At 37.0% G+C, this 22,900-nt stretch carries 18 protein-coding genes; 10 read left to right on the forward strand and 8 right to left on the reverse strand.

Annotated features, from left to right (window positions below; translation table 11 throughout):
- Window positions 1-61: 61 nt before the first annotated feature.
- From B5440_RS06800 to B5440_RS15610, 4 genes are all read right to left on the reverse strand, one after another.
- Window positions 62-5,053, reverse strand: coding sequence for a translocation/assembly module TamB domain-containing protein (locus B5440_RS06800; RefSeq protein WP_070055515.1), 4,992 nt, complete (start codon window positions 5,051-5,053; stop codon window positions 62-64).
- Window positions 5,054-5,137: 84 nt separating this feature from the next.
- Window positions 5,138-5,263, reverse strand: coding sequence for a hypothetical protein (locus B5440_RS15805; RefSeq protein ID WP_262506401.1), 126 nt, complete (start codon window positions 5,261-5,263; stop codon window positions 5,138-5,140).
- 5 nt (window positions 5,264-5,268) lie between these two features.
- A complete protein-coding gene (locus B5440_RS15605) occupies window positions 5,269-5,478 on the reverse strand; it encodes a hypothetical protein (protein WP_070055514.1) in 210 nt (69 codons plus the stop codon).
- 17 nt (window positions 5,479-5,495) lie between these two features.
- Window positions 5,496-5,663, reverse strand: coding sequence for a hypothetical protein (locus B5440_RS15610; RefSeq protein WP_198550873.1), 168 nt, complete (start codon window positions 5,661-5,663; stop codon window positions 5,496-5,498).
- 708 nt (window positions 5,664-6,371) lie between these two features.
- Here B5440_RS15610 and B5440_RS06810 point away from each other — a divergent pair.
- Together B5440_RS06810 and B5440_RS06815 are read left to right on the forward strand one after the other, a co-directional pair.
- Window positions 6,372-7,199 carry an OmpA/MotB family protein gene (locus B5440_RS06810; protein ID WP_070055513.1) on the forward strand — a complete coding sequence of 276 codons (828 nt, stop codon included), beginning with the start codon at window positions 6,372-6,374 and terminating at the stop codon, window positions 7,197-7,199.
- A gap of 135 nt (window positions 7,200-7,334) precedes the next feature.
- On the forward strand, window positions 7,335-7,622 hold the full coding sequence (locus B5440_RS06815; protein ID WP_070055512.1) for a hypothetical protein: 288 nt from the start codon (window positions 7,335-7,337) through the stop codon (window positions 7,620-7,622).
- A 147-nt stretch (window positions 7,623-7,769) separates the two neighbouring features.
- Here B5440_RS06815 and B5440_RS06820 read toward each other — a convergent pair whose 3' ends face one another.
- Entirely contained in the window at window positions 7,770-8,186 is a 417-nt protein-coding gene (locus B5440_RS06820) for a DoxX family protein (protein ID WP_070055511.1), read from the reverse strand.
- Between the two features lie 267 nt (window positions 8,187-8,453).
- Here B5440_RS06820 and B5440_RS06825 point away from each other — a divergent pair, with 267 nt between their 5' ends.
- From B5440_RS06825 to B5440_RS06855, 7 genes are all read left to right on the forward strand, one after another.
- Complete coding sequence (locus tag B5440_RS06825; RefSeq protein ID WP_070055510.1) at window positions 8,454-8,954, forward strand: DUF4402 domain-containing protein; 501 nt, start codon at window positions 8,454-8,456, stop codon at window positions 8,952-8,954.
- A 175-nt stretch (window positions 8,955-9,129) separates the two neighbouring features.
- Entirely contained in the window at window positions 9,130-9,603 is a 474-nt protein-coding gene (locus B5440_RS06830; protein ID WP_070055509.1) for a DUF4402 domain-containing protein, read from the forward strand.
- A gap of 92 nt (window positions 9,604-9,695) precedes the next feature.
- Window positions 9,696-10,187 carry a DUF4402 domain-containing protein gene (locus B5440_RS06835; protein WP_070055508.1) on the forward strand — a complete coding sequence of 164 codons (492 nt, stop codon included), beginning with the start codon at window positions 9,696-9,698 and terminating at the stop codon, window positions 10,185-10,187.
- Between the two features lie 80 nt (window positions 10,188-10,267).
- Complete coding sequence (locus B5440_RS06840; RefSeq protein WP_070055507.1) at window positions 10,268-11,089, forward strand: fimbrial biogenesis chaperone; 822 nt, start codon at window positions 10,268-10,270, stop codon at window positions 11,087-11,089.
- A 1-nt stretch (window position 11,090) separates the two neighbouring features.
- Complete coding sequence (locus tag B5440_RS06845) at window positions 11,091-14,078, forward strand: immunoglobulin domain-containing protein (protein ID WP_070055506.1); 2,988 nt, start codon at window positions 11,091-11,093, stop codon at window positions 14,076-14,078.
- A 10-nt stretch (window positions 14,079-14,088) separates the two neighbouring features.
- A complete protein-coding gene (locus B5440_RS06850; protein ID WP_079711096.1) occupies window positions 14,089-14,595 on the forward strand; it encodes a DUF4402 domain-containing protein in 507 nt (168 codons plus the stop codon).
- Window positions 14,596-14,612: 17 nt separating this feature from the next.
- Window positions 14,613-17,183, forward strand: a complete 2,571-nt coding sequence (locus B5440_RS06855) for a carboxypeptidase-like regulatory domain-containing protein (protein ID WP_070055504.1) — start codon at window positions 14,613-14,615, stop codon at window positions 17,181-17,183.
- Here the strand turns inward: B5440_RS06855 and B5440_RS06860 are convergent, their stop codons facing one another.
- Genes B5440_RS06860 through B5440_RS06870 form a run of 3 tightly spaced genes read right to left on the reverse strand, consistent with a single transcriptional unit; the run spans window position 17,184 to window position 20,929 of the window.
- The gene (locus tag B5440_RS06860; RefSeq protein WP_070055503.1) at window positions 17,184-18,530 is read right to left on the reverse strand and encodes a GntP family permease; all 1,347 of its coding nucleotides are present in this window, start codon (window positions 18,528-18,530) and stop codon (window positions 17,184-17,186) included.
- A gap of 3 nt (window positions 18,531-18,533) precedes the next feature.
- Window positions 18,534-20,435, reverse strand: coding sequence for an NADP-dependent phosphogluconate dehydrogenase (gndA, locus tag B5440_RS06865; protein WP_198550872.1), 1,902 nt, complete (start codon window positions 20,433-20,435; stop codon window positions 18,534-18,536).
- Window positions 20,435-20,929 carry a GreA/GreB family elongation factor gene (locus tag B5440_RS06870; protein ID WP_070055502.1) on the reverse strand — a complete coding sequence of 165 codons (495 nt, stop codon included), beginning with the start codon at window positions 20,927-20,929 and terminating at the stop codon, window positions 20,435-20,437. The genes gndA and B5440_RS06870 overlap by 1 nt, the downstream gene beginning before the upstream one ends.
- A 136-nt stretch (window positions 20,930-21,065) precedes the next feature.
- Between B5440_RS06870 and B5440_RS06875 the strand changes: the two genes are divergently transcribed.
- A complete protein-coding gene (locus tag B5440_RS06875) occupies window positions 21,066-22,877 on the forward strand; it encodes an SLC13 family permease (protein ID WP_070055501.1) in 1,812 nt (603 codons plus the stop codon).
- The last annotated feature ends 23 nt before the right edge of the window (window positions 22,878-22,900 follow it).

Below are 22,900 nucleotides of genomic sequence, written 5' to 3' on the forward strand. Positions count from 1 at the left end.
CTCCCGGGTTTATAGTTTTCCCCAATTATTAAATATTCTTTTAGCCTGAATCCTGCTGGTTTTATTGATTATTTTCTTTTTCGTTATTTTCGGTTGAGTTTTTTTCTTCCTCTTCTTTCAAAAAGAAATTATCCCATAATTCCTGAAATTCATTGAATTCTCGGGTAAAAATAAAGGCAATTCCGCTAACAATAAGTTGCCCATCTATAACATTCTCAAATTCATTTCTTCTAAAACCTTTTAGTCTAAAACGGCCATTTTCGGTAAGCAAATATTCAATACTTACATTTCCTATTAGCGGACTGGCTTCTTCTCCCGGCCTGCTTTCACCCTGAACTCCTACTTCGCTACCCACACTAACAATTAAACGATCGTCAAGTAAAGACTTTTGAGCTTCTATATCTACCTGGGTGCGTTGGGTTGCGGTATTCCCCTGGTAATCGGTGTAGCTGTCTACGCCAAAATTAAGTTGCACCCCAGTGTCTCCCAATAATTTATTAGAAAACATATTTAATTGATCTGCTAAAGCCTGGTTTAGATTGTCTCGGGCAATGGATAAATTTCCACCGCTGTCTCCCGCATTATTGGAAGATGGATAAAAACGGTTTAGCACTAATAATGAAAACACTTGCTTGTTCAGCTCGGCTTCCTGGCTATTTAATTGCTGCAAACGGCCATATATCTCGCCACCAACAGCACCTCTTTCCTCTTCAGGCATTTGTAATCCAAAAGATAACTTTGGCTGCATTAATTCCCCGCCAACATTTAGATAAACCAAAAATGGTAATTCCCTTCTAAATCGATTCCCATCTCCAGCGGCCATAAGGGAGGCCGGTGAAGCTTCTACCCTGTATATAGCGCTTACATCTAAAGTGGCATCAAAAGGATCTCCAGCCCAGGTAATACGGCTACCTTCAGCAATTTCAAATCTTCTTTTTACTAAATTATAAAGGCTCATCTCGTAATGACCACCGCTCATTGTATAACGGCCTGCAAGCGTCATTCTTCCGTTAGGGGAAATATTAAAATCTAGTTCCCCTTCCCCTTTCACTCTAAAATTGTCACCGGTTTGCTCATCTATTATAATATTAAACGCAGCTTCTTCATTGATATTAATTAGTGCATTAATCTTATAACCCGTAAGCGTAGCCGATTCTTCTTCTTCATTTCCAGTTAAAATATCATCTGGATCTTCCCTGTTTGTAAAGATCACGATACCATCCCTTTCCTGCATTGCCAGTTCCTCTTCCGGCATTACATAAGTAAAATCGGTATTAGAACCTATGGTGATATCCATATCTAAGTCTGGGACATTAAGATCTCCGGTAAGCGTGGCATCAGCATCAAAAGTGGCGGTGCCGTAGAAGAGCTCGTTGTCTTCTTTAGTAGAATTTAGTACCTGAAAGTTTCTTGCCCTTAGATCAAGATCGAATTCAGGATTAAGCAGGTTATTTATAAGCATTTCTCCATTTACTACAAATGAATTGGAATCCTTATCCTCCACTCTAAATTCATTGAAATAAACTCCCTGGTTATCAAATTCTAATCTTTCTGACGGAAATGTGAATGGAGCATTTAATAAAGCAACTCTAAATTTAGCCTGGTCAAATTTAAGCTCACCATTATATTCCGGTTCTGTGGTGGTGCCTCCAAGAGTTAAACTACCCGAAAGACTACCTTCTCCATTGGTAATTGCACCCATAGAAAATCCTTCCAGGGTTTTCATACTTATTTTATTAATATCCATCTTCATATCTACCACCGTGGTAGAATCCAGTGCCTGGATATCACCGTCCATATCAAGGTCTACATTATCTCCTTTTATAGCTAAACCAACATTATACTGGAAATCGGCTTTTGGGGTAGAATTTAAGCTTAGTTGACCTAAAGGAACCTCCATTACGCTTAACTGGTTTATTTCCAGGCCTGCTAAAATTCCGATTTTCTGCAAAGGATCTTCAAAAACCAGGTGCCCATTTAACTGGCCTGTTGCAAGTTTTTCTTCAGGATTAATGTAATTAAGTAATACTCCCAAATTGAAATTATTAAACTGTAACCCGATATGATTTTTATCTGAATACGAAAGTTCGTCGCTTAAAATCATTTCCTGGTCATTACGCGTTAACCTAAAATTGTTAGCACTAATTTCCTGATCGTAAACCAGCATTTCATTTTCCGCAGCAATGTTCCACTCCTTCTTGTTCAAGATCAAATCTTCAGGATTTATATGAAACCTAAGATTGTTTCCGGGTTTTGTGATTTCTGAAGCTACGTGAAATAGGCGTTCTTCCCCCTGAATTGAAGTGAAATCAAGGAAAAGTTTATCTTCTGTAAGACTTCCGTTAAAATCAGTTTTTTGAATAGCAATTGGCCCAGAGTTAATTGCTTTAAATCCAAGATTAAAATCAAAATTATCAGGATCTGAATTTAACCTGAATTCCAGGCTGTCAATTTTACTGCTGTAATAATTTATATAAGGCAAACTCACCAAAGCATCCAGCTTTCGCTCTTTTTCATTGAAATCTGCTTCAATATTTATGGTATCCAATTGTTCTAAATTAGATAGAAAAACTTCATTTAAAACAGGCGCATCCTTAATTGTACCCCTCAGTTTTAAATTTACCGGTTGCACGGTATCTAAAGGATCTACCTCAGTAAAATAGGATTCATAATGTCTATTTAATGCCGCTGTGAAATCTGCAGGATCAGCATTCGATTTGAGGTCCAGTTCTAGAATTTTATTGCTGATCTGTAGCGATGTAGAATCTGGTCGCACAAAAGCGTGTGCATTTAGATCTCCCGGGAGATAAGTACTATTATCATAAACCACCACCGCTTCAGTAAAATCGGCGTAAGTTTCATATTCTTCAGCATTTCCTTCAAATTGCGCTGCCAGTTTAAAAGCCAGTCGAATATCACGGGAAGCCAGTCCCAATTCCTGTAACCTTGCTCCTTTTAAATCTAAATTAAGGTTCGCGTTTGGTTTTACCGAATCCAGTTCTACCTGAGAATTAAGCGCTAATTCTAAGTTATCGTCTTTATAACTTGAAGTAATATGACCGGTTCCATTATCAATTTCGCCTGAAATATTAAGGCCTTCAATTTCATAATCATTATAAGAAAATGAAGTTATGGTTGCATCTAAAGTCGCATCAAGGGTGTTTACTGTGCTTCCTTTTCCGGAAGTTTCAACTTCAAGATTTAAAGCACCAAGACTTTTATTTTGCAAAAGATTTCCGAGCTGAAGTTCTTCAGAAGACATTTTTCCTTTAAAAGCAATCTCTTCTTTATTGGTGAAATTCCCGTCTATACGGATATCTCCTTCAGAAGTTTGTAAAAACGCTTTAGCAGAAAGGTCTTCCGGACTTCCTTTGAAGTTTCCACTTAGCTGAATATTTTTCGGAATACTTATTCCAAGTTCTTTTTCGCTTACAAAACCGCTAATATCGGTTTTTCTAGATTTTGCGCTAAAACGAGGAATATCAAAGCTTATGTTATCGGGATTGGTGGCATTATAAATATTTCCGTTAGCGGAAAATGAAGTGTTTTTCCAATTAAAATTAGCTCTTGCAATCCCTATTGAAGATAATTTACCCGAAGCTTTAAGGTTCCCTGAAATTTTATTGCTGGCCAACTCCTTCATATAAGGGTTAGACTTTAAATCTGGCTGAAACCTAAAAGCTTCCTTCACATCTACCAGAATTGTTGGTAAATTGACTGAAAGTTCTGCCGTTTCGTAATTGTCTATCAAATCCTGAACAGAATTATAATTCAAACTCGCTTCCCCTTTAAATTGATTTCCATTTAAAGCCACTACCAGCTCTGAAAGGCTTGATTGCGTATCTTCAAAATTTAGATTGAAATGAAGTTCATTTAAATTAAGCCCCGAAGCTTCCTTGAAATTTAAAGCAGCAACTTCTGCTCCTGCTCTTTTATCTTTAAAAAATAAATTATTCGCTCTAAAATTTAGAGAATCAAGAACTAAAGCTTCAGCGTTGAATTCTCCCTGTTTAGGCTCAGCACCATCTACCAAATAACTTAATTGATTTTCAGAAAAATCTATTTTATCTACGGAAACTTTCCAATCTGGCCAGGTAAAAGGAGAAGTTTTAGCCACCGTACTATCTTGCGGCTTATCTATGGTTTGCATTTCTAGCTTAATATCAGAATTTTGAAGTGCAATTTCATTGACTTCAATCTCCTGACTTTTAAGATCCATTAAGGGAACTTCAGCTAAAAATTCATTTATATTAATATTGGCATCAATTCCATCGGGAATAGAATTATAGTTTACCTGTACATTTTCTAAATTAAGATTATCTACCACCAAATAAGGCATTGGCGCAGGCTCCTCATTCTCGGGTGCTGGAAACGGCTTATTCTGTAAATAGGTTAATTCAGTATTACTAAGTCTGGCATTTTCTGCACGAAAATCCATTTTTTCCAGGTCGGTTTTCTCGAATTCCAGGATAAGCTCACCAAGGGATAATTGGGTATCTATACCCATCACATCATCTTTAAATGTAACATTGAAATCTTTAAAATTAATATTACCTATATTAATTTCCTGTGTAGCTGTAGTATCTTGTTGAATTGATTGCTGGGTGGTTTGAGTAGAATCTGCTGCGAAAGCTTCCATTAGAAACTCATAATTGAAACCATCAATAGAATCTTTTCTAACAATATTGGCTTTTAAGCCTTCCCAGTCTAAATTATCTATGCTTATGGCATTCCCCTGGATAATTGGCCAAATGGGAATATCGGCTTCTAGTGAACGTGAGTAAACCAGTGTATCGCCCTTTTTATCCTCCAGGTAGAGACCATCTAATTGAATATTTCCGGAGAAGGTAATAAAAAGTTTATCCAGCGCGATCTCAGTATTGGTTTTACTGGAAATATTCTTTACCACCTGATTTTTTATTATATCCTGTCCCCAGGGACTTCTAATAAAAAGTAACAGTAGTATTATAAAAATAAAGAGCCCCGCAAAGAATTTTGCGAGGATCTTTAATATTCTATATCTTTTTTTCTTCTTCTTTTTTTCCTTTTCCAAATCCTATGATCGCTAGAATTTCAAATTTATTGTATTCTAAGAGTAATATAAAGTTTTTAAACCTAAGATTAAGTTAATTAAGCTTTATTCCGCCGGGCTCAGTTCAATATCGGGAATCGTGGCAGGCGGAACAGTATCCTCTGGTTCTGAAGAAGATTCGAGGATGGGAGCATTGCTAAAAAGATTCAGCTCTAAAGCTTCAACTTCCATAAAGTTTAAATTCTAATATTCACTGAAGGAAGATCAGAGTCTGAACCACTAGTCCTTTCAGCTACACTTATCACTTCAAAAGCAACTACACCAAGTTTTTCACCCTGCAGATTTCCTTCTACGGGATCGTAATTAATACTAATATCACTGTCAAAAACCACAGCAATAATAGTTTGGCCTGTCAACATTGCAAGTCCGGTTGCCCTAAGAGGCATAACATTAGGAATTTCATCTAATAGATCTCACTTTCATCCTGTCCCAGCCCCGGGCCTGGTTCGAGAAAATTCCTGGCCCCACTTGCAGTAGGCCCTGCATCGTTCCAGGAATTAGGAATTTCTTTTAAAGCAAACCAACCTTCATCCCCGGTTTGGCCGGTGTATAGTGTAATTTCTTCCCCCACATTTTCACTAAAGTAAGCGAGAATTTAACGTCGGCCAATTTCAGAAATATTATCATTTACATCATTTTCAGAAAAGTCGTTAGGTTCGTTTCCATTATCGATGCTTTCTTCATCTATTAGAATGAAAACCGCTGCGGCATCAGGATCAGGGTCGCCATTCCCGTCACCATTTCCGATTCCATTATCATCGTCAGTTCCATTAATATCATCTGTAATATCATCAGATACGTCATCTACATCGTCATCATTGCTGCAGGCAGGCCGATAAACTAAACACCAGCAATAAAGAGAACAGCATTTGGCAAAAAGCTTTTGAATTTTTCATAAGTCCCCATTTAATTATTAGCTCAGAAAATTACGAATAAAAAAAAAACTTAAAATACTGATAAATAGATATTTAACAATCATGGTGTTTGCTCGATCATTTAGCTTCTTCAAACTAAAAAGTGTGCAATTTCACCACAGTTTTTAGTGGAAATCCACAATTTCGGTTTTATACTAAATCAGAAATAAATTATTCCTTTAAATTAATTTCGGTACCCGGCAGCACTGTAAAACACATAAAATGAGAAGTTCATAAATTAATAAATATAGGCTTCTAGTAAAATATTGATTGGCATTGCCAACTGGTATGGTTCTCGCCTAAAAAGTATTAGCCTTTAAATAACCAAATCTAAAACTAAGGCCTAACTTAAAAAAATCCGAAATATGAAGAGAGCAATCACAGTTACAGTTTTAGCAGCAACAATGCTAAGCTCATGTGTATCAAAAAAAAAATATATTGCACTGGAAAGTGAACTTAATGATACCAGAAGCACACTGCAAAAAACACAAGTAGAAAAAGAAGAAATTGAAGAGAAATATGCACGTATTGAAGAACGTGTTGCAGATTACAACTCAAAGATCAATTCTTTACGCGAAGAGAACGATAGTAAGATGGAAATGAACGATCTTACCGTGATGTCTAACAACAATAAGGATAAAATGCGAGCTACCATCGCAAAAATGGATCCTGAAAAAGTTGCACAGGCTGAAACTTTAGAAGATTCTATTAACCTTGCGGTTTCTCATAACTTAAAGAATAACATTTCTGAAGGAGCCGACGATGAGGATATTGATATCACTGTTGATGAGACTGTAGTGATGATAAATGTTTCAGATAAATTATTATTTGGAAGCGGGAGCTACAGAGTTTCTAATAATGCCCAACCTTTATTGAAAAAACTTGCTGAGGTGATCAATTCTGAGCCTGCTATGGAAGTTATGATTGAAGGTCATACAGACGACCGTACAATGGTTGAAGGTTCTTACATCCAGGATAACTGGGATCTTAGTGTGAGAAGAGCAACTTCAATTGTACGTTTACTGCAGGATAAATATGATGTTGCACCAGAGAAACTTATTGCAGCAGGAAGAAGTAGCTACCAACCTTTAGTAGACAATACTAATAACGAGAACAGAGCAAAAAACAGAAGAACCAGAATTGTGATTATACCTAACCTGGATAAATTCTTCGCAATGTTGGAGTCTGAATAAAATTATTTTCCAATTATTTATATAGATGGCCTAAAGAGAGAATAATCTTTTTAGGCCATTTTTATTTAACCAGATTTTAACCTGGTATTTTCTTTAAGTTTCCTCCTATTTATTAATTTCAAGAAAAGCAAAATTATGAGTAAAGAAGAAAATAAGAAAAAGTATGATTCTGATATCACTGCGGAAGACAAACAAGCCTTAAATGAAAAAGGTCGCAGTATGAACAAAGGTCAGGATAAAGACCTGGACCGGGAAAAGCCGGTAGATTTTACAGCCGATAATATGGATATCCCGGGAAGTAATCAGAACAATAAAAAGGACAAAGAGGAACTGGTAGATGAAGAAAACTATCGTTTTAATAAAAAAGGAACTTCTGATAAAAAGAAAGATCTAGACGATTTACCAGATCCTGATACAAAATGAGATACCTGATATAATGTTAACAATAACTTTAAAAACCTCCTGTCATTCTATTTAATAACAGGAGGTTTTTTTGTTCTATATCTTATAATAGAAAGTTACTTATAAACTAAAAACGGTTTTTTCTCAACACTTCTTTAGCTTCAGGTTTTAGTCCTTCTTTAAAAGATAGTAATCCAGTGAAAATTTTCCTGCACCTGTAAAGAAAAGTAAAAGAAAGCCTCCCATATATAATAAGGGTAATTCCTGGCGACCAAAACCATCTGTCCAGTGAACAATAATTGCGGCTACAGCCATAGTAATTATTAAAGGAATAGCAGCAAAGCGAGTAACCCAGCCTAGAATAATAAGTATAGCACAAACAAATTCTGCAAAAACTGCAAAAGTAAAGGTGACGGTCTCCCCTAATCCAATAGGATCTGCAAAAACAATCTCCTCGCTCCCAAAAAATGTAAGCAGTTTTGGAAATCCGTGAGTAAGCATTAAACCTCCAATTATTAGTCTAAATAGTAAAAGTCCAAAATCTGTATTTTGAAGGTTTAAACTGGTAGAGTAAGAGTTTTTCATAGATAAGCAAATTAAGTTGATTAGTTAAGACCCCTAATTTACTCATATTCCTTTCACAACCTAAATATTTTAAAACTTAAGCCATATAGACTCTATTCCATTATTAAATGAGCTAAACACAAATAAAAAAGTAGTCATTTTCAGCTAGCAAAACTTAGCCATCAACAAAAAACGTGTATTTAATCGATTTTTTAATGTATTTCATCGATGATAACTAAAAAGTTTTTATATCTTTAAAATACGAAAATCAATTTAAGCAGTTTGAAGATGTCTCGAATATACACACTAATCTTATTTTTCTCTATTATAACGGCAAATAACTTGTTCTCCCAGGCTTCTGCGACGGCAAACTTCACTGCTTCTGCCACTATTATCCAACCTATAGGTATTACCACTACTTCAAATATGCAATTCGCCAATATTGACGCTAAAGAAGGTGGAGCTGTTATCCTTACCCCCGAAAATACCAGAATAACCAACGGAGATATTGAACTTGCAGAAGGGGGAACTGTTTCTGCAGCTACCTTTGAAGTTACCGGGCAAACAGGTTTTGCTTTTGGTATTAGTTTACCTCAGGGAAGTCATAGATTAAGTAGCGGTAGTGAAAGTATGCTACTCCAGGATTTTACCACAAATTATGATGGCTCTTCTATAGCTGGTGACGGCAAAACTATTAAAGTTGGAGCAAGTTTAATTGTAAATCCTAACCAGCAACCCGGCGACTACAAAACCAATGCCGATTTACAAGTTACCGTCAACTACAATTGAAAAATCTTCAATAAACTACACTATATCGTTGTAGTTTTATCATAATTTTATCCAAAAGTGCATTTCAACGAGTATTTTATCTTGGTTGTCGAATAATTTTCATTCGTATAGGGGTTTACCCCCATATTTGCGGTGTTAAACTTTTGAACCCAAATCAAAAATTAAAATAAACGAAATGAAAAAAATTACTTTTATCCTACTAGCCCTTATTTCTGGAACTGCTTTCGCACAAACTGCAACTGCTAATGCTGCTGCAGATATCGTTAGTCCCTTACAAATTGCTCCTACACAAGCTCTAAACTTTGGTAAAGTCTCAAACAATATTGCAGGCTCAGTTGTTATTGACGCAGATGGTGCAGTTTCTGGATTATCTCAAATTGGGGCGACTACACCAACACCGGCAACATTTGATGTAACTGCTGCGGATGGTTTTGCGTATAGCGTTACCTTACCTACTACAAGTGTTGTTCTTACTAACACTAATTCAGACGAGATTACTGTAGATAATTTTGTTGATAACGCGGGAGCAGCCCCAGAAGGTACAGGATCTTCACAAACTATTGGAGTTGGAGCAACTTTAAATGTTGAAGCTAGTCAACCTACAGGTAACTATACTGGTACTTTTGATGTATCCGTCGCTTATGAGTAAATTATAGATTTAAAAATAATATATAAAACGCCGCCCTTTTGGCGGCGTTTTTTAGTTCAAATCATCTTTGCTAACTGCTTTTGAAAATACCAATGAAAAATTATATTTTCATATTATTAAGTTTAATCGGTTTTAGTCTTTCGGCTCAAAATTCGGCTTCAGCTATTGTAAATAGCAGGGCAACGGTTATTGATCCTATTAAAATTGATAAAACGGTAGACCTGGATTTCGGAAATATTATTAGCGCCTACAATCCCGGCCGGGTTGTTTTATCGCCAGATGGTTCCCGTGTTGCTTACGGAGTGCAGATTTCCAATTCTATCCCGGGAACGGTAAATCCTGCGGAAGCTGTAGTTACCCACGGAAATAATAATTACTCAATTACGCTACCTGAGCAATTTACTTTATACAACCAGGAAAATCCTAACCAAATTCTTACTATAGACCAGTTTACAGTTGCTCCTCAACAAGGTAGTGTAACCGATATTATAAAAATTGGTGGTACTTTGAACCTGGAAGCTAACCAGACTTCCGGTTTTTATACTAATTCCTCTGGTTTTAATGTGACGGTTTCTTATAATTAAATTTAGATTCCCTTAACAGGTTTATTCCTATTTATTATCTTTGAAACCAACATAATAACTCAAAATCCAGCCCCACGGATATGATAAAAAAACTACTTAGCCCCTTACTTCTATTATTCATTTTTATTTTTTCAGGACTTGCAACTTACGCCCAGGGCGATCTTATGATCATGCCCAAACGTTTAGTATTCGATGGTTCTGAACGTTCGCAGGAAATTAATCTTGCCAATACCGGTAGCGACACCGCTGTATATGCTATTTCCTTTGTAAACTACATAATGACCGAAAAAGGAAATTTTGAACAGGTAGAAGAACCGGCAGATGGTCAGCGTTTTTCCGAAGATTTTCTTAGGTATTTCCCACGTCGTGTTAGTTTAGCGCCCAATGAAGCGCAAACCATACGAGTTCAATTAACCAGAACCGGAAATTTAGAACAGGGCGAATATCGCTCGCATATGTATTTTCGCGCTGTAGAAGAGCAAACCGCGCTTGGCGCCGAAGAAGCAGAAGAAAGCGAAGGAATTTCCATCAATATCAAAACCGTTTTTGGAATTAGTATTCCAATTATTGTTCGCGAAGGAGAATCCACTACCAAAATTGATCTAACTGAGCTTTCACTAAATACCGAAGGAGAGAATCCAAAACTATCTTTAGTTATTAATCGCTCCGGAAACATGTCAGTTTACGGGAATCTTACCGCTACTCATATTGCCCCAAATGGGACACAAACTGAAGTAGGAATGGTAAAAGGAGTTTCGGTTTATACGCCAAACAGCAAGAGGTTTTTCAGTTTTGAACTTAGAAATGCTGCAGAAGTAGATTTAAACAATGGAAAATTAAAAGTTTCATATGCTGAAGACAAGGGAGAAGTATTAGCTAAGACAGAAAAATCATTAAAATAGAATGATACAAAAGTCCCCCCGATTTTTCTTTCTTTTAAAAATTGCCTTTTTGGTGATGGGGATGTTTTTTACTTCAGATTTATTGGCTCAAGATTTACTTATAGGTAATGATGATATTACTATATCTGCTGTTGATCCTCCAAGGGAAGTAGACAATGTGATTTATAGTAAAAACTCTAAGCTTACAATTACCGGTACTTTAATTGTAAATGGAGAGTTTAATATGGATATAAATGGTGCATCTTTAGAGTTAGGTGAAGGTGGGAGGTTAATTGTATATGGTAATTTCATTGCTCATAATAAGGTCAATATCACTCTAAAAAAGGACAGCTATCTTATTGTATATGGTGATTTCACAAAGGGAGGTTCATCTGGTCAGGATTTGGTAATTATAGATAATGCTAAAATCTATATTTTGGGTAATGGAGATAATTGGGGTGGTAATTTTACCGGTTGTGGTGGTCAATATGACGGCACTACTACCACCCAAGGTGATGATTGTGACTTTGGTAATGAAGAAGATTTCGAAAACAATCAGGATGAATTTCCTGATGATTTAGTGGAACAACTCAATTGCTATGATCTAACTGCTATATCTGATCAGGTGGTATGTGAGGGTGGTACTGCGACTTTTACTGTACCTGAGCTTGCTGATGTAACTTATGAATGGCAGGAGAAAAGCGGAGATGACGATTGGCAGACGGTAATTATAGACTCCACTTCCAACTCTTATTCAATACCAAATACTTCAGTTGAAAATAGTGGGAATCTTTACCGGCTTATCGTAAAACCAACCGATCCAGCTAATTCTAATTGCAAAATATCAATATCAAGAAATGTGCTTCTTACGGTAGATAATTTACCTGTTCCTATAGTATCGAGCAATTCTCCTGTTTGCCAGGGAAGTGATATTCAGCTTATTTCCTCCACTATTTCAGGAGTTACATATCAATGGTCGGGACCTAATGGTTTTACTTCCAATGAGCAAAATCCTGTTATTCCAAATGCTAACCAGGTAAATGCAGGAAACTATTCGCTTGTTGTTACTAATGCCAATGATTGTAGCAGTATTATTAAATATGTAACGATTGTGGTTAAGGATGAATGGAAATGGACGGGCGCCGAAAACACCAACTGGAACAATACCAATAACTGGAGTTGCAACAGCCTGCCTACTTTAGAGATCGATGTATTAATTCCCGAAAATTTAGCTTCAGGAAATTATCCTGAAATAAATCCTGGAACTAATGCTTTTGCTAAAGATTTAGTTATCGAAAATACCGCAAGTGTATTAGTCAATGATAACTGGTTGCGTATTGCCGGGAATTTGACTAATAATGGAGTCCTAAACACGTTTACAGGTAGTATTTCTTTTGAAGGAACTTCAGCGCAGATCATTCCAAATTCAGCTTTTGAAAATAACCGAATTCGAAATTTAAATATTGATAATAGTTCGGGAGTAACTTCAGAGGCGATTATTGAAGTTACAGGAACTTTAAAAGTTGAAAACGGAAATTTTGATACCGGTAATGAACTGACCTTAATTTCTGACGAAAATCAAACCGCACTTATAGACGGCACTGGAAATGGCGAAGTAATTGGTTTGGTGAGTATGCAACGTTATCTTGATAAAGCATTTGGTTATAAATATTTTAGTGCTCCATTTCAAAATTCTATAGTATACGATTTTGCTCCTTATATGGATTTTGAAGACCCTGTCACAGGATTTACTCACTTTTACCGCTATGAAGAAAACCGAAGAATAGATAGCCTTGATCTTGATGCTACCGGTTGGGAAGCTTATATTACCCCCGGAAATAGCTTAAATGTTACTGAAGGTTATGCACTTAATTTTGGAACATCAACCGCTTCACAAACTATAGAGTTAAGTGGTGAAGTTAACCATGGTACTATTCCAGCACGCCAGTTAGAAAATAATCATCGGGAACATACCAAAGGTTTTCATTTAGTAGGAAATCCCTATCCTTCGCCTATAGATTGGAATGCATCACAAGGTTGGACCCGGGATAATATTGATGACGGAATTTACTTCTTTACCGCTAGCGATGATAACCAGTACACAGGTACTTACACCGCCTATGTAAACGATGTTTCTACTGGTGAACCGATATCAGATGGAAGCTCACCCAGCATTATTCCTTCTATGCAGGGCTTTTTTATAAAAGTAAGCGATTCTGATACTCAGGATTTGGTAACCGGTAGCTTTGGAATGAATAACAATGTTCGTGTCACAAATTTCGAACAGGAATTCTATAGATCGCAAATTACTGAGCAAAAATCACTCGTTCGTTTAGAGTCAGGTTTTAAAGGAGCTAATCGAAAAGATCCTATGGTGATCTACTTTTCCTCGTATGCCACGCCTAATTTTGAAAAGGAAATGGACGCGCATAAATTAATGAATACCGATCCTGCCGTACCGAGTTTTTATAATATAACTGAAGACCAAAAAGAACTGGCTATTAATGCGATTCCATTTCCGGAAAGCAGGAGCTACAAAAAAATTCCGCTGGGAATAAAAGCTGATCAAAATGGTCAGATGCACATCAACTTATCCGCAATAGAAAATTTAAGTCCAAATTTCAATATTTACTTAATAGATCACGTAAAAAGTATAGGTCAGAACCTTAGTAAAAATCCTGAATACACCTTTAATATAAAAGCAGGAACACATAATTCCAGGTTCGAATTAATGTTTTCTGAAGAAGAAGTTTCAAGTCCGGCAATTGCATTTAACGAACCTTTTGATGTTAAAGTTGAAGATGGTAATGTAGTAATAGAGCTAAATTTAGAAGAAAGCCAGCAAGGGATTTTAAGAGCGAGTACTATTACCGGACAAATACTCCAAATTAAAGAAGGGCGTGGAAAAGACCAGGTGACTTTTGACGGTATTACCAGTGACGGAGTATATATTATTAACCTTCAGGTAGGTAAAGCAAGGCACGCCAAAAAAGTAGTCATAAAAAAATAGAGAAAACGATATGTATAACTTTAGTTTTTATAAAACATCTTTTTGGATATTGCTATTTATGCTTTCAGTAATGGAAGTTAGCGCCCAGGAGAATCCGCCAATTCCCATTGAAGTTGAAGTAAGAACTACACAGTTTCTAAATTTTGGATCTTTTACCGTAGGCACCAATGGCGGTACTGTAAGGGTAGGCCCTGACGGTAGTAGAACGGGCAACGGTGATATATACCTGCTGAATATGGGAGCAAGTCCTTCTTACGCAATATTTGATGTTTATGCTAACCCAGGCACAATTATTCAAATTCAACCTCATTTGGAGACTACTCTTTCCGGTCCTTCAGGAAGTGATGTAAAACTTCGAGTTAATTTACAGCAGGACATAAGCACGGGTTCTACTTTTGTTGTTACAAAATCGCCGCAGGAGGTTTTTGTGGGAGGCACTTTGTATATAAATAGCCAGGTAGCTGGACCTCCAGGCCCATACAATGGTAATTTGCGTTTAACTTTTATTCACCAATAGTAAGCACTCCCCGGTTAATGCATTCACTATTCCGATTTTTCTTAACAGAGTTTTCTATAAAACTTTTCTTAGGCTTTTTATGTTTCTTTTGTTTCTCATTTTCAACATTTGCCCAGGAAGATTTTCCTGAATACGATGAGTTAAGCGTAGAAATGAATGTACCCGATCTTGGTGTTATAGAAATTCCTATCGCTATTAAAGGTCAGGATGCCTACATTCCTGTTAAAGAACTTTTTGATTATTTAAAGATCAAGAATGAGGAAACTGAAAATGGTGTAGAAGGCTTTATTATTCATCCCGATTCTTCTTACGTTATAAACCCTTCAGAGAATAGAATTCTTTATAAAGACCAGGAATTTGCGCTTAGTGATGAGCAATACATAAAAACACCGCTAAACCTCTATTTGAAATCAAATCTTTTTGGGCAAATTTTCGGCTTAAACACAAACTTTTCATTTAGAAGTCTCTCGGTAACCATGAAGACTGAAAAAGATCTGCCTGTTATAAAAGAAATGCGCCTTAAAAAAGTAAGGGAGAATCTTAATCGCGTAAAGGGTATTATAGAGCCCGATACTACCATGGCCAGGCGTTATCCATTTTTTAAAGGTGGTGCTTTAGATTGGGGTGTGGTCACTACACAGCAAAGTGAATTTGAAGATGATAATCGCCTATCTCTAGGTTTGGGTACGATGTTTTTAGGAGGGGAAACCAACCTCATGCTTAACTATTCTACCAGGGTTCCTTTTGATTCCAGAAACCAATTTTACCAATGGCGTTATATAAATAATGAAAGTAAAATTTTTAAACAGGTAACAGCAGGTAGAATTTTTACTCGTGCTACCTCTTCTCTATTTGCGCCGGTTAGTGGTGTACAAATTAGCAATAGCCCATTTCAAAACCGCAGGTCTTTTGGAACCTATGTGCTTAACGATTATACCGAACCCCGTTGGACGGTAGAATTGTATGTGAATAATGTTTTAGTTGAATTTACCCAGGCAGATGCCTCGGGTTTCTATACTTTTGATGTTCCGTTAATGTATGGAAATACCGCCGTAAGCCTCAGATTTTATGGCCCATACGGGGAAGAACGGATCCAGGAAAGAGTAATTAATATTCCTTATAATTTTGTTCCTAAAAATGAATTAGAATATACGCTTAGCGCAGGAATTGTTGAAAATGATGAGCTAAATCGCTTTTCCCGGGTAAATTTTAATTATGGATTAAGCAATGCTGTAACTATAGGTGGTGGGGCAGAATATCTTACCGGCGTTACTAGCGGGGAAGTAATGCCTTTTGTAAATTCTTCCATTCGTTTTGCTTCAAACTTTCTCTTTACAGGGGAATATATGCACGGAGTTAAAGGAGAAGGGATTTTGAGTTATAGAACCCCGGGAAATCTTCAGGTAGACCTTAATTATATAAAATATGATGAAGATCAAACCGCGATTAATTTTAATTACCTGGAAGAAAGAAAAATAAGCTTTTCGGCACCTATTCGAACTAAAAATTTCTCGATGTTTAGTCGGTTTAGTGTGAACCAGATCATTATGCCCACTACCGAGTTTACCACGGCACAATTATTACTTTCTGGTGCAATAATGGGTATTAGCACCAACCTTACTACTTACGGGATTTATAACGACCGTGTAAAAGAGCCCACAATTTATACCTCGCTTTCTCAGAATTACAGGCTTCCGAATAAATTCCTTTTTTCACCACAAATACAATATGATTTTAGTCGAAATCAATTCAATAATATAATTCTTGAAATAGAACGTCCGGTTTTTGAGCAGGGTTTTGTCAATTTTGCTTATGAAAATAATCTTTTACGGGACGCTCATATTTTTGAAGTCGGTTTAAGGTATGCTTTCAATTTTGCACAAACCTCGGTAACTTCAAGACTTGGAAATAGAAACAATTCTTTTGTACAATCTGCCCGCGGAAGTTTATTATTAGACGATAATACGGGATATATTATGGGCAATAACCGTACTGCTATGTCTAAAGCCGCATTAAGTATTATTCCGTTCTTAGATTATAATACCAACGGAAAGAGAGATCCTATGGAGCCGGCGGTAAGCGGAATGGAAATTAAAAATATGTCTGGCAGGCTTTCCTATAATGAAGATGAAACGGTGCTTAGAATTACCGAACTTCAACCTTATATAGACTTAATCCTGGAAGTTAACCCAAATAGCCTTGACAATATTGCCTGGAAGGTGAAAAATGAAAAAATAAAAGTGCACACCATTCCTAATCAATTCCAGGAAATTGAAGTGCCCGTAGAAGTTCTTGGAGAAGTAGCCGGAATGGTTTACTTTAAAGAAGGAAACAGCCTGCGCGGCCAGGGTAGAATTACGGTAAATATTATAGATGAAAACGGAAACCTAGTAAAAGAAATTTTAACGGAAGGAGACGGTTACTTTACTTATCTGGGATTAAAACCAGGGAATTACACCGCCGAAATTGATCCTGTTCAAATACAGAAACTCGGTTACACAGCCAGCGATGCCATAGATTTTGAAATCCAGGTAGATGAATACGGTGATATTGTAGATACTCTTGAATTTACAATTCAAGAAGAATAATTAGATCAAAAACCATAAAATTAGGGATACAAAAAGACCTACTACCGCAATCAAGGTGGTCATTACCGTCCAGGTTTTAAAAGTTTGTTTTTCGGTGAGTCCCAGATACTGTCCCACCAACCAAAATCCGCTATCATTCACGTGTGATAAAATTGAAGCTCCTGAGGCAATCGCAATTACAATAAGTGAAGTTTGGGCCATAGAATAGTCCCCACCGGTTAAAACCGGTGCGGTAATGCCCGCGGCGGTGATCATTGCTACGGTAGAAGATCCCTGTAGAACCCGTACCAGCGCTGCTACAATAAAACCAAATATCAAAGGATTAAACCAGGCATTGTTCAATGCATCTGCAATCATTTCACCCGCACCGGTATTTATAAGGATTTGTTTAAAAGCACCGCCGGCACCGGTAAGTAAGATTATTATTCCTGCTGCCTGAAAAGATTTTGTAGCCACTTTCTGTAAAAATTCCTTTTGCATCCCGCGCCGAACACCCAGAAAATACCAGGCAATAAGATTCGCAATAATTAATGCGGAAAAAGGATGTCCGACTAATTCTATGGAATATAAAATACTTCCCGAAATTGAAACTCCATCAAACAAAGGACTTTGCACCAAGGTATTTGCCACAATTAAGAAAATAGGAATTAGAATTATAGAAATAATAAGTCCCGGGGATGGTGCTTTTTCTTCATCGTATTCAATTTCTTCAGAAAATGTCTTCGGTTCAATTTTTATTCTTTTTGAAATAAAACGAGCAAAAATAGGTCCGCTGATAATTGCCGCGGGAATTCCTGCCAGGAAACCAAAAACGATTACCCAGCCCAAATCTGCTCCCAGAATGTCGGCAACCGCAATTGGTCCCGGAGTTGGCGGAATAAAAGCGTGGGTAATTGCCAAACCGGCCAATAGAGGCAGCGCATAAAGCAAAAGTGATTTTCCTGTTCTTTTGCTCAGCGCATAAGTTACCGGCACCAGAATAATAAAAGCAACATCAAAGAAAACGGGAATAGCCACCGCAAAACCGGTAACCATCATTGCCCAGGGTGCTCTTTTATCGCCTGTTTTCTTTAATAGGAAGGAAGCCAAACGTTGTGCGCCACCAGATTGTTCTAAAACTCCACCAAATAAAGCCCCCAAGCCAACTACCGTTGCTACAAAACCAAGAGTGCTTCCCATCCCGTGCTTCATAGTCTCCAGGATTTCGGTAGCGGGCATTCCTGCAAGAATTCCAACAGCTATACAAACAATTAGAAGAGATAAAAATGCCTGTATTTTTAATCTTAAAATTAGGAATAGCAAAAGTGCGATTCCAGCGAAAACGGCAAAGAGTAATTGTAGTTCCATTAATTATTTTTTTTTCCATTGGGTATGAAAAAATTCACCTCGCGGTTTATCGTTTCGCTCATAAGTATGAGCTCCAAAATAATCTCGTTGCGCCTGTATCATATTGGCTGCATTTTGTGCCGAAGTAAAATTTAATAGGTAATTGGCGGCAGCCGATAAAACTGGAACGCTATAACCTGCCTGCAATGAGATTCCAACTATTTTGGTTAATGAAGCCTGATCTTGTTTTATTGCTGAAATAATATTTTTATCCAGTAATAAATGCCTATCTGAATCTTTAAAGACCTCTACCAGATCTTCCATTAAGCCCGATCTTATGATGCAGCCATTGGTCCAAACCCGGGAAATTTCAGATAAGTTGAGACTCCAGTTGTATTCTGAAGATGCTACCCGAAGTAAATCATAACCTATTGCATGATTAATAATACTCGCTGATTTGTAGGCTCTAAATAATTCCTCTTTAATCTCATCTAATTTCTCTTCTTGATTATTTGAAGGCTTATATAATTTTGAAGCTTCTATTCGAATTTCCTTCATTCCTGAAATATTCCTGGCCAAAACTGCTGCAGTAATGGTATCTAAAGGCACCCCAAGCTCTAAAGCAGCATTAGTAGACCAGCCACCTGTGCCCTTCTGCTTCGCTGCATCCAGGATTTTATGTATAAGAAAACTTTCATTTTCTTTTTTCCGAAGAATATCTACAGTGATTTCTAATAAATAGCTTTTTATTTCTTTGTTCCAGGCCTCAAAAAGATCGGCTATCTCTTCAGGATTGGTTTTGGTATAAAAGCGAAAAAGATGATAGATTTCAGCAATAAGCTGCATTTCACCATACTCAATTCCATTGTGCAACATTTTCACAAAATGCCCGGCCCCATCTGGTCCTATATGGGCACAACAAGGATTTCCGTTTTTATCTTTGGCAGCTATTTTTTCCAGAAATGGTCCCAGTTGTTTATAAGCTTCCAAAGAACCACCGGGCATCACAGACGGACCTTTTAAAGCTCCTTCTTCGCCACCGGATATTCCACAGCCCATAAAGTGAATTCCTTGCTCCTTTAAAGCCTGTTCCCTGCGAAATGTATCTTTATAATGAGAGTTCCCGCCATCGGTAATAATATCTCCCTTATCTAAAATAGGAAGCAGACTTTCTATTACTGCATCAACGGCAGCTCCGGCATTTACCATTAATAAGATCTTCCTGGGGCGTTTAAGTGATTTCACAAAATCCTGTAAATCGTCAAAACCTTTAAAAGTATATTTTTCAGCATTTTCCTGCACAAAATCTTTAGCAATTCCTTCTTCTTTACCGGGAACGTACCGATTAAAAACCGATACTTTAATATTCTTTGAAAGCAGGTTTAGAGCCAGACTCTTACCCATTACTCCAAGACCAATAAGCCCGATTTCTGCTTCAGGAAAATTTAATTTCGCCATAATTTCTTTTAAAATATTTTCTTCAGAAGTATTTACATTAATTCTTAATCCATAAATTGGCTCTTCCAGGGTTTCAAATTGAGAGTTGAGCATTTCTGATTTAAAATAATGCCCTTTCCGGGATTTTAACCTGTTTAAGATCACCTCAAATTCTGCCTGGAGAAAAATCCAGTTCAAATCACTTTCGGGAATTGAAGTTAATTGTTTTCGGTACTTCTCCTTTAACGCCGAACAAGCCAATACCGCTCCGCCGATTTGGTTCCACTCTATAATATTTTGGGCCAAAACTTTTAACCAGCCTTTTCTATCCTTATCCTCCAGTGGAATCCCGTTTTTCATCTTTTCCAAATTTTCCGGCGGATGAAAATCATCGGCATCATAAAAGGGCAGGTCTAGTTTTTCTGCAAGTAGTTTTCCGATGGTAGTTTTACCAGATCCAGAAACGCCCATCATAATATATATTGCCATTAGTAGGTTATTTTAAGCATTTCTAGCTTTCGAGTTTCTTCCCCCAGTTTAAAGTCTATTTTATCTCCAACCTTCTTGCCCGTAACGGCTTTAGCAATAGGTGCTACAAACGCGATCTTTTGCTTTTTCACATTCGCTTCATCTACACCTACAATTTGAAACTCCTGTTTATTTCCATTCTGCATCAATTCTACTAATGCACCAAAACGGACCTCGTCTGCAGGTTGGTCTTCTGGTTTCAATAATCTTGCGGTACTAATTCTTTCGCGCAAAAGTTTTAATTTACCGTCTATAACTGCCTGTGCCCTTCTTCTTTCGGTATCATTTTGTTTATCAAGATTGGCTCTTTCCTCAATGAGCGCTTCTTCTTCATTTTTTAATTCCTTTAAACCGTTTGGCGTAACATAATTTGTTTCCCCTGCCGGTAAAGCCGCTCTGGGCGGAATTATTGGAGCTTCTTCCTGGTCGTCTTCTTTAACAAATCCTCTACTCATCTTTTTGTTTTAAACTTCAAAATAGCAATTATAAAGACTCGATGAAAAATTATCTGCATTTAATAAATCATAAATATTTCAGAAGAAGCTTTTAAACATTGGCTATTCACTTATTTTTATTTCATAAATTTAAATAATGAGCCTCGAGATAGCCATATTGTTTTTGATTATAATTGTGGTGATCATTTTATTTGCCCTGGAAGTATTTCCTGTAGATAAAATTGCTTTTTTTATTCTCGCAGCACTTTTACTCACAAACCTGGTAAGTCCCGAAGAAGCTATTTCAGGATTTTCAAGTCCTGCAACAATAACGGTTCTCGCCTTAATGATTATCGCCATAGGGTTGGAAACCAACGGGGTTATAGACTGGCTGGCCAGCGGCCTCAAGAATTTACGTGTGCTCCCTGTTTTTCTAATGGTTCCGGTTTTTATGTTTATTGCAGGAAGCATTTCAGCCTTTATTAATACTACGGCCGTAGTGATTGTTTTTATTAAAATAATCACAGAGTTATCTGCCCGGTACGATATCCCAAATTCAAAATTACTTTTACCTATTTCCTTTGCCGGAATTATAGGGGGAAGTTGCACGCTTATGGGTACTTCTACCAACCTTATTGTGAATGCTGTGGCTGTAGATCGCGGCATAGAACGCTTTAGCTTTTTTGAATTTACCTGGTATGGTGTGATTTTTATGGTAATTACCATAGTTATAGTAAGCGCTATGACCAAATTCCTGCCCAGAAGCAAAAAAACCGAAATTAGTGAAGATTATAATCTGGATGAATATATAACCAAAGTAATTATTAAAAGCAACTCCAGTGCGATTGGAAAAAGTATTGGGGAAAGCTTTCTCTCTGATGAAGATGACATTGAGGTTTTAAGACTTAAAAGAAATGGAATTATTAACGACTGGCCCGGGAAATTTACCACGCTTAAAGAAGGTGATCAACTCTTATTGCGCTGTAACCTTGAAAACTTATTAAAATTAAAAGACGCCGAAGGTTTTACCGTAATTAAGGAAGAAGACAATAAGAAACTTGCAGATCCCATTATCGATTCTGAAGAGTTGGAAGAAAACGTACAGGTTGTAGAAATTCTAATGTTGCCTAATTCTCCTTTAATTGGTAAAAGCATTAAAACAGTGGGTTGGTACGATCTTCACGGGGCAGTTCCCCTGGCAATAAGAAAACGTAGAAACTTTAGAAATCCCAGAAGAAGAATTTTTAACCGGGGAAAGGATGAAATTGAATTAAGAGTTGGAGACCGTTTACTGGTAGAAGTTAGCGAAAGCGCTTTGGACGAGCTTCAAAAAATTGAAAATGTCACTATCCTGCAACAGCATAAAAATATTGAGGTTACCACAATCACAAAAAGATATCTTTCTTTAGGCATTTTATTAGTGGTTATAGCACTATCTGCATTTTCAATTTTCCCAATCTTAAAAAGCGCAATTATTGGTTGCTTTCTTATGATTTTCACAAAATGTATAGATCTTGGTAAGATCTATGAACAGGTAAACTGGCAAATTATTTTCCTGCTGGCAGGGATGATTCCCTTGGGTGTGGCAATGAATAATACAGGTGCAGACCAATGGATTTCAGATCAATTAATGCTGGTTTTTGAAAATCAAACCGATACGATTATTATCGGAATATTATTCCTTGTAACGATGATCTTAAGCGGATTTATTTCCAACAACGCTACAGCAATTATAATCACGCCTATCGCCATAAGTATTGCGGCTAGTTTGCAAATGGATCCTAAGCCTTTTATTCTATCGGTTTTATTCGCTTCTAATTTTAGCTTTTTTACACCGGTTGGTTACCAAACCAATACCATAATTTACGGGATGGGAATCTATCGCTTTAGGCATTTCTTTATTATTGGTGGCCTTGTATCTCTGGTACTTTGGGTAACAGCTTCCCTCCTCCTTTCTGCTAGTTTTTAATTAGGAATCTGGGACAATTTAAG

Origin of the sequence: Salegentibacter salarius (assembly GCF_900168265.1) — a bacterium.
Taxonomy (GTDB): Bacteria; Bacteroidota; Bacteroidia; order Flavobacteriales; family Flavobacteriaceae; genus Salegentibacter; species Salegentibacter salarius.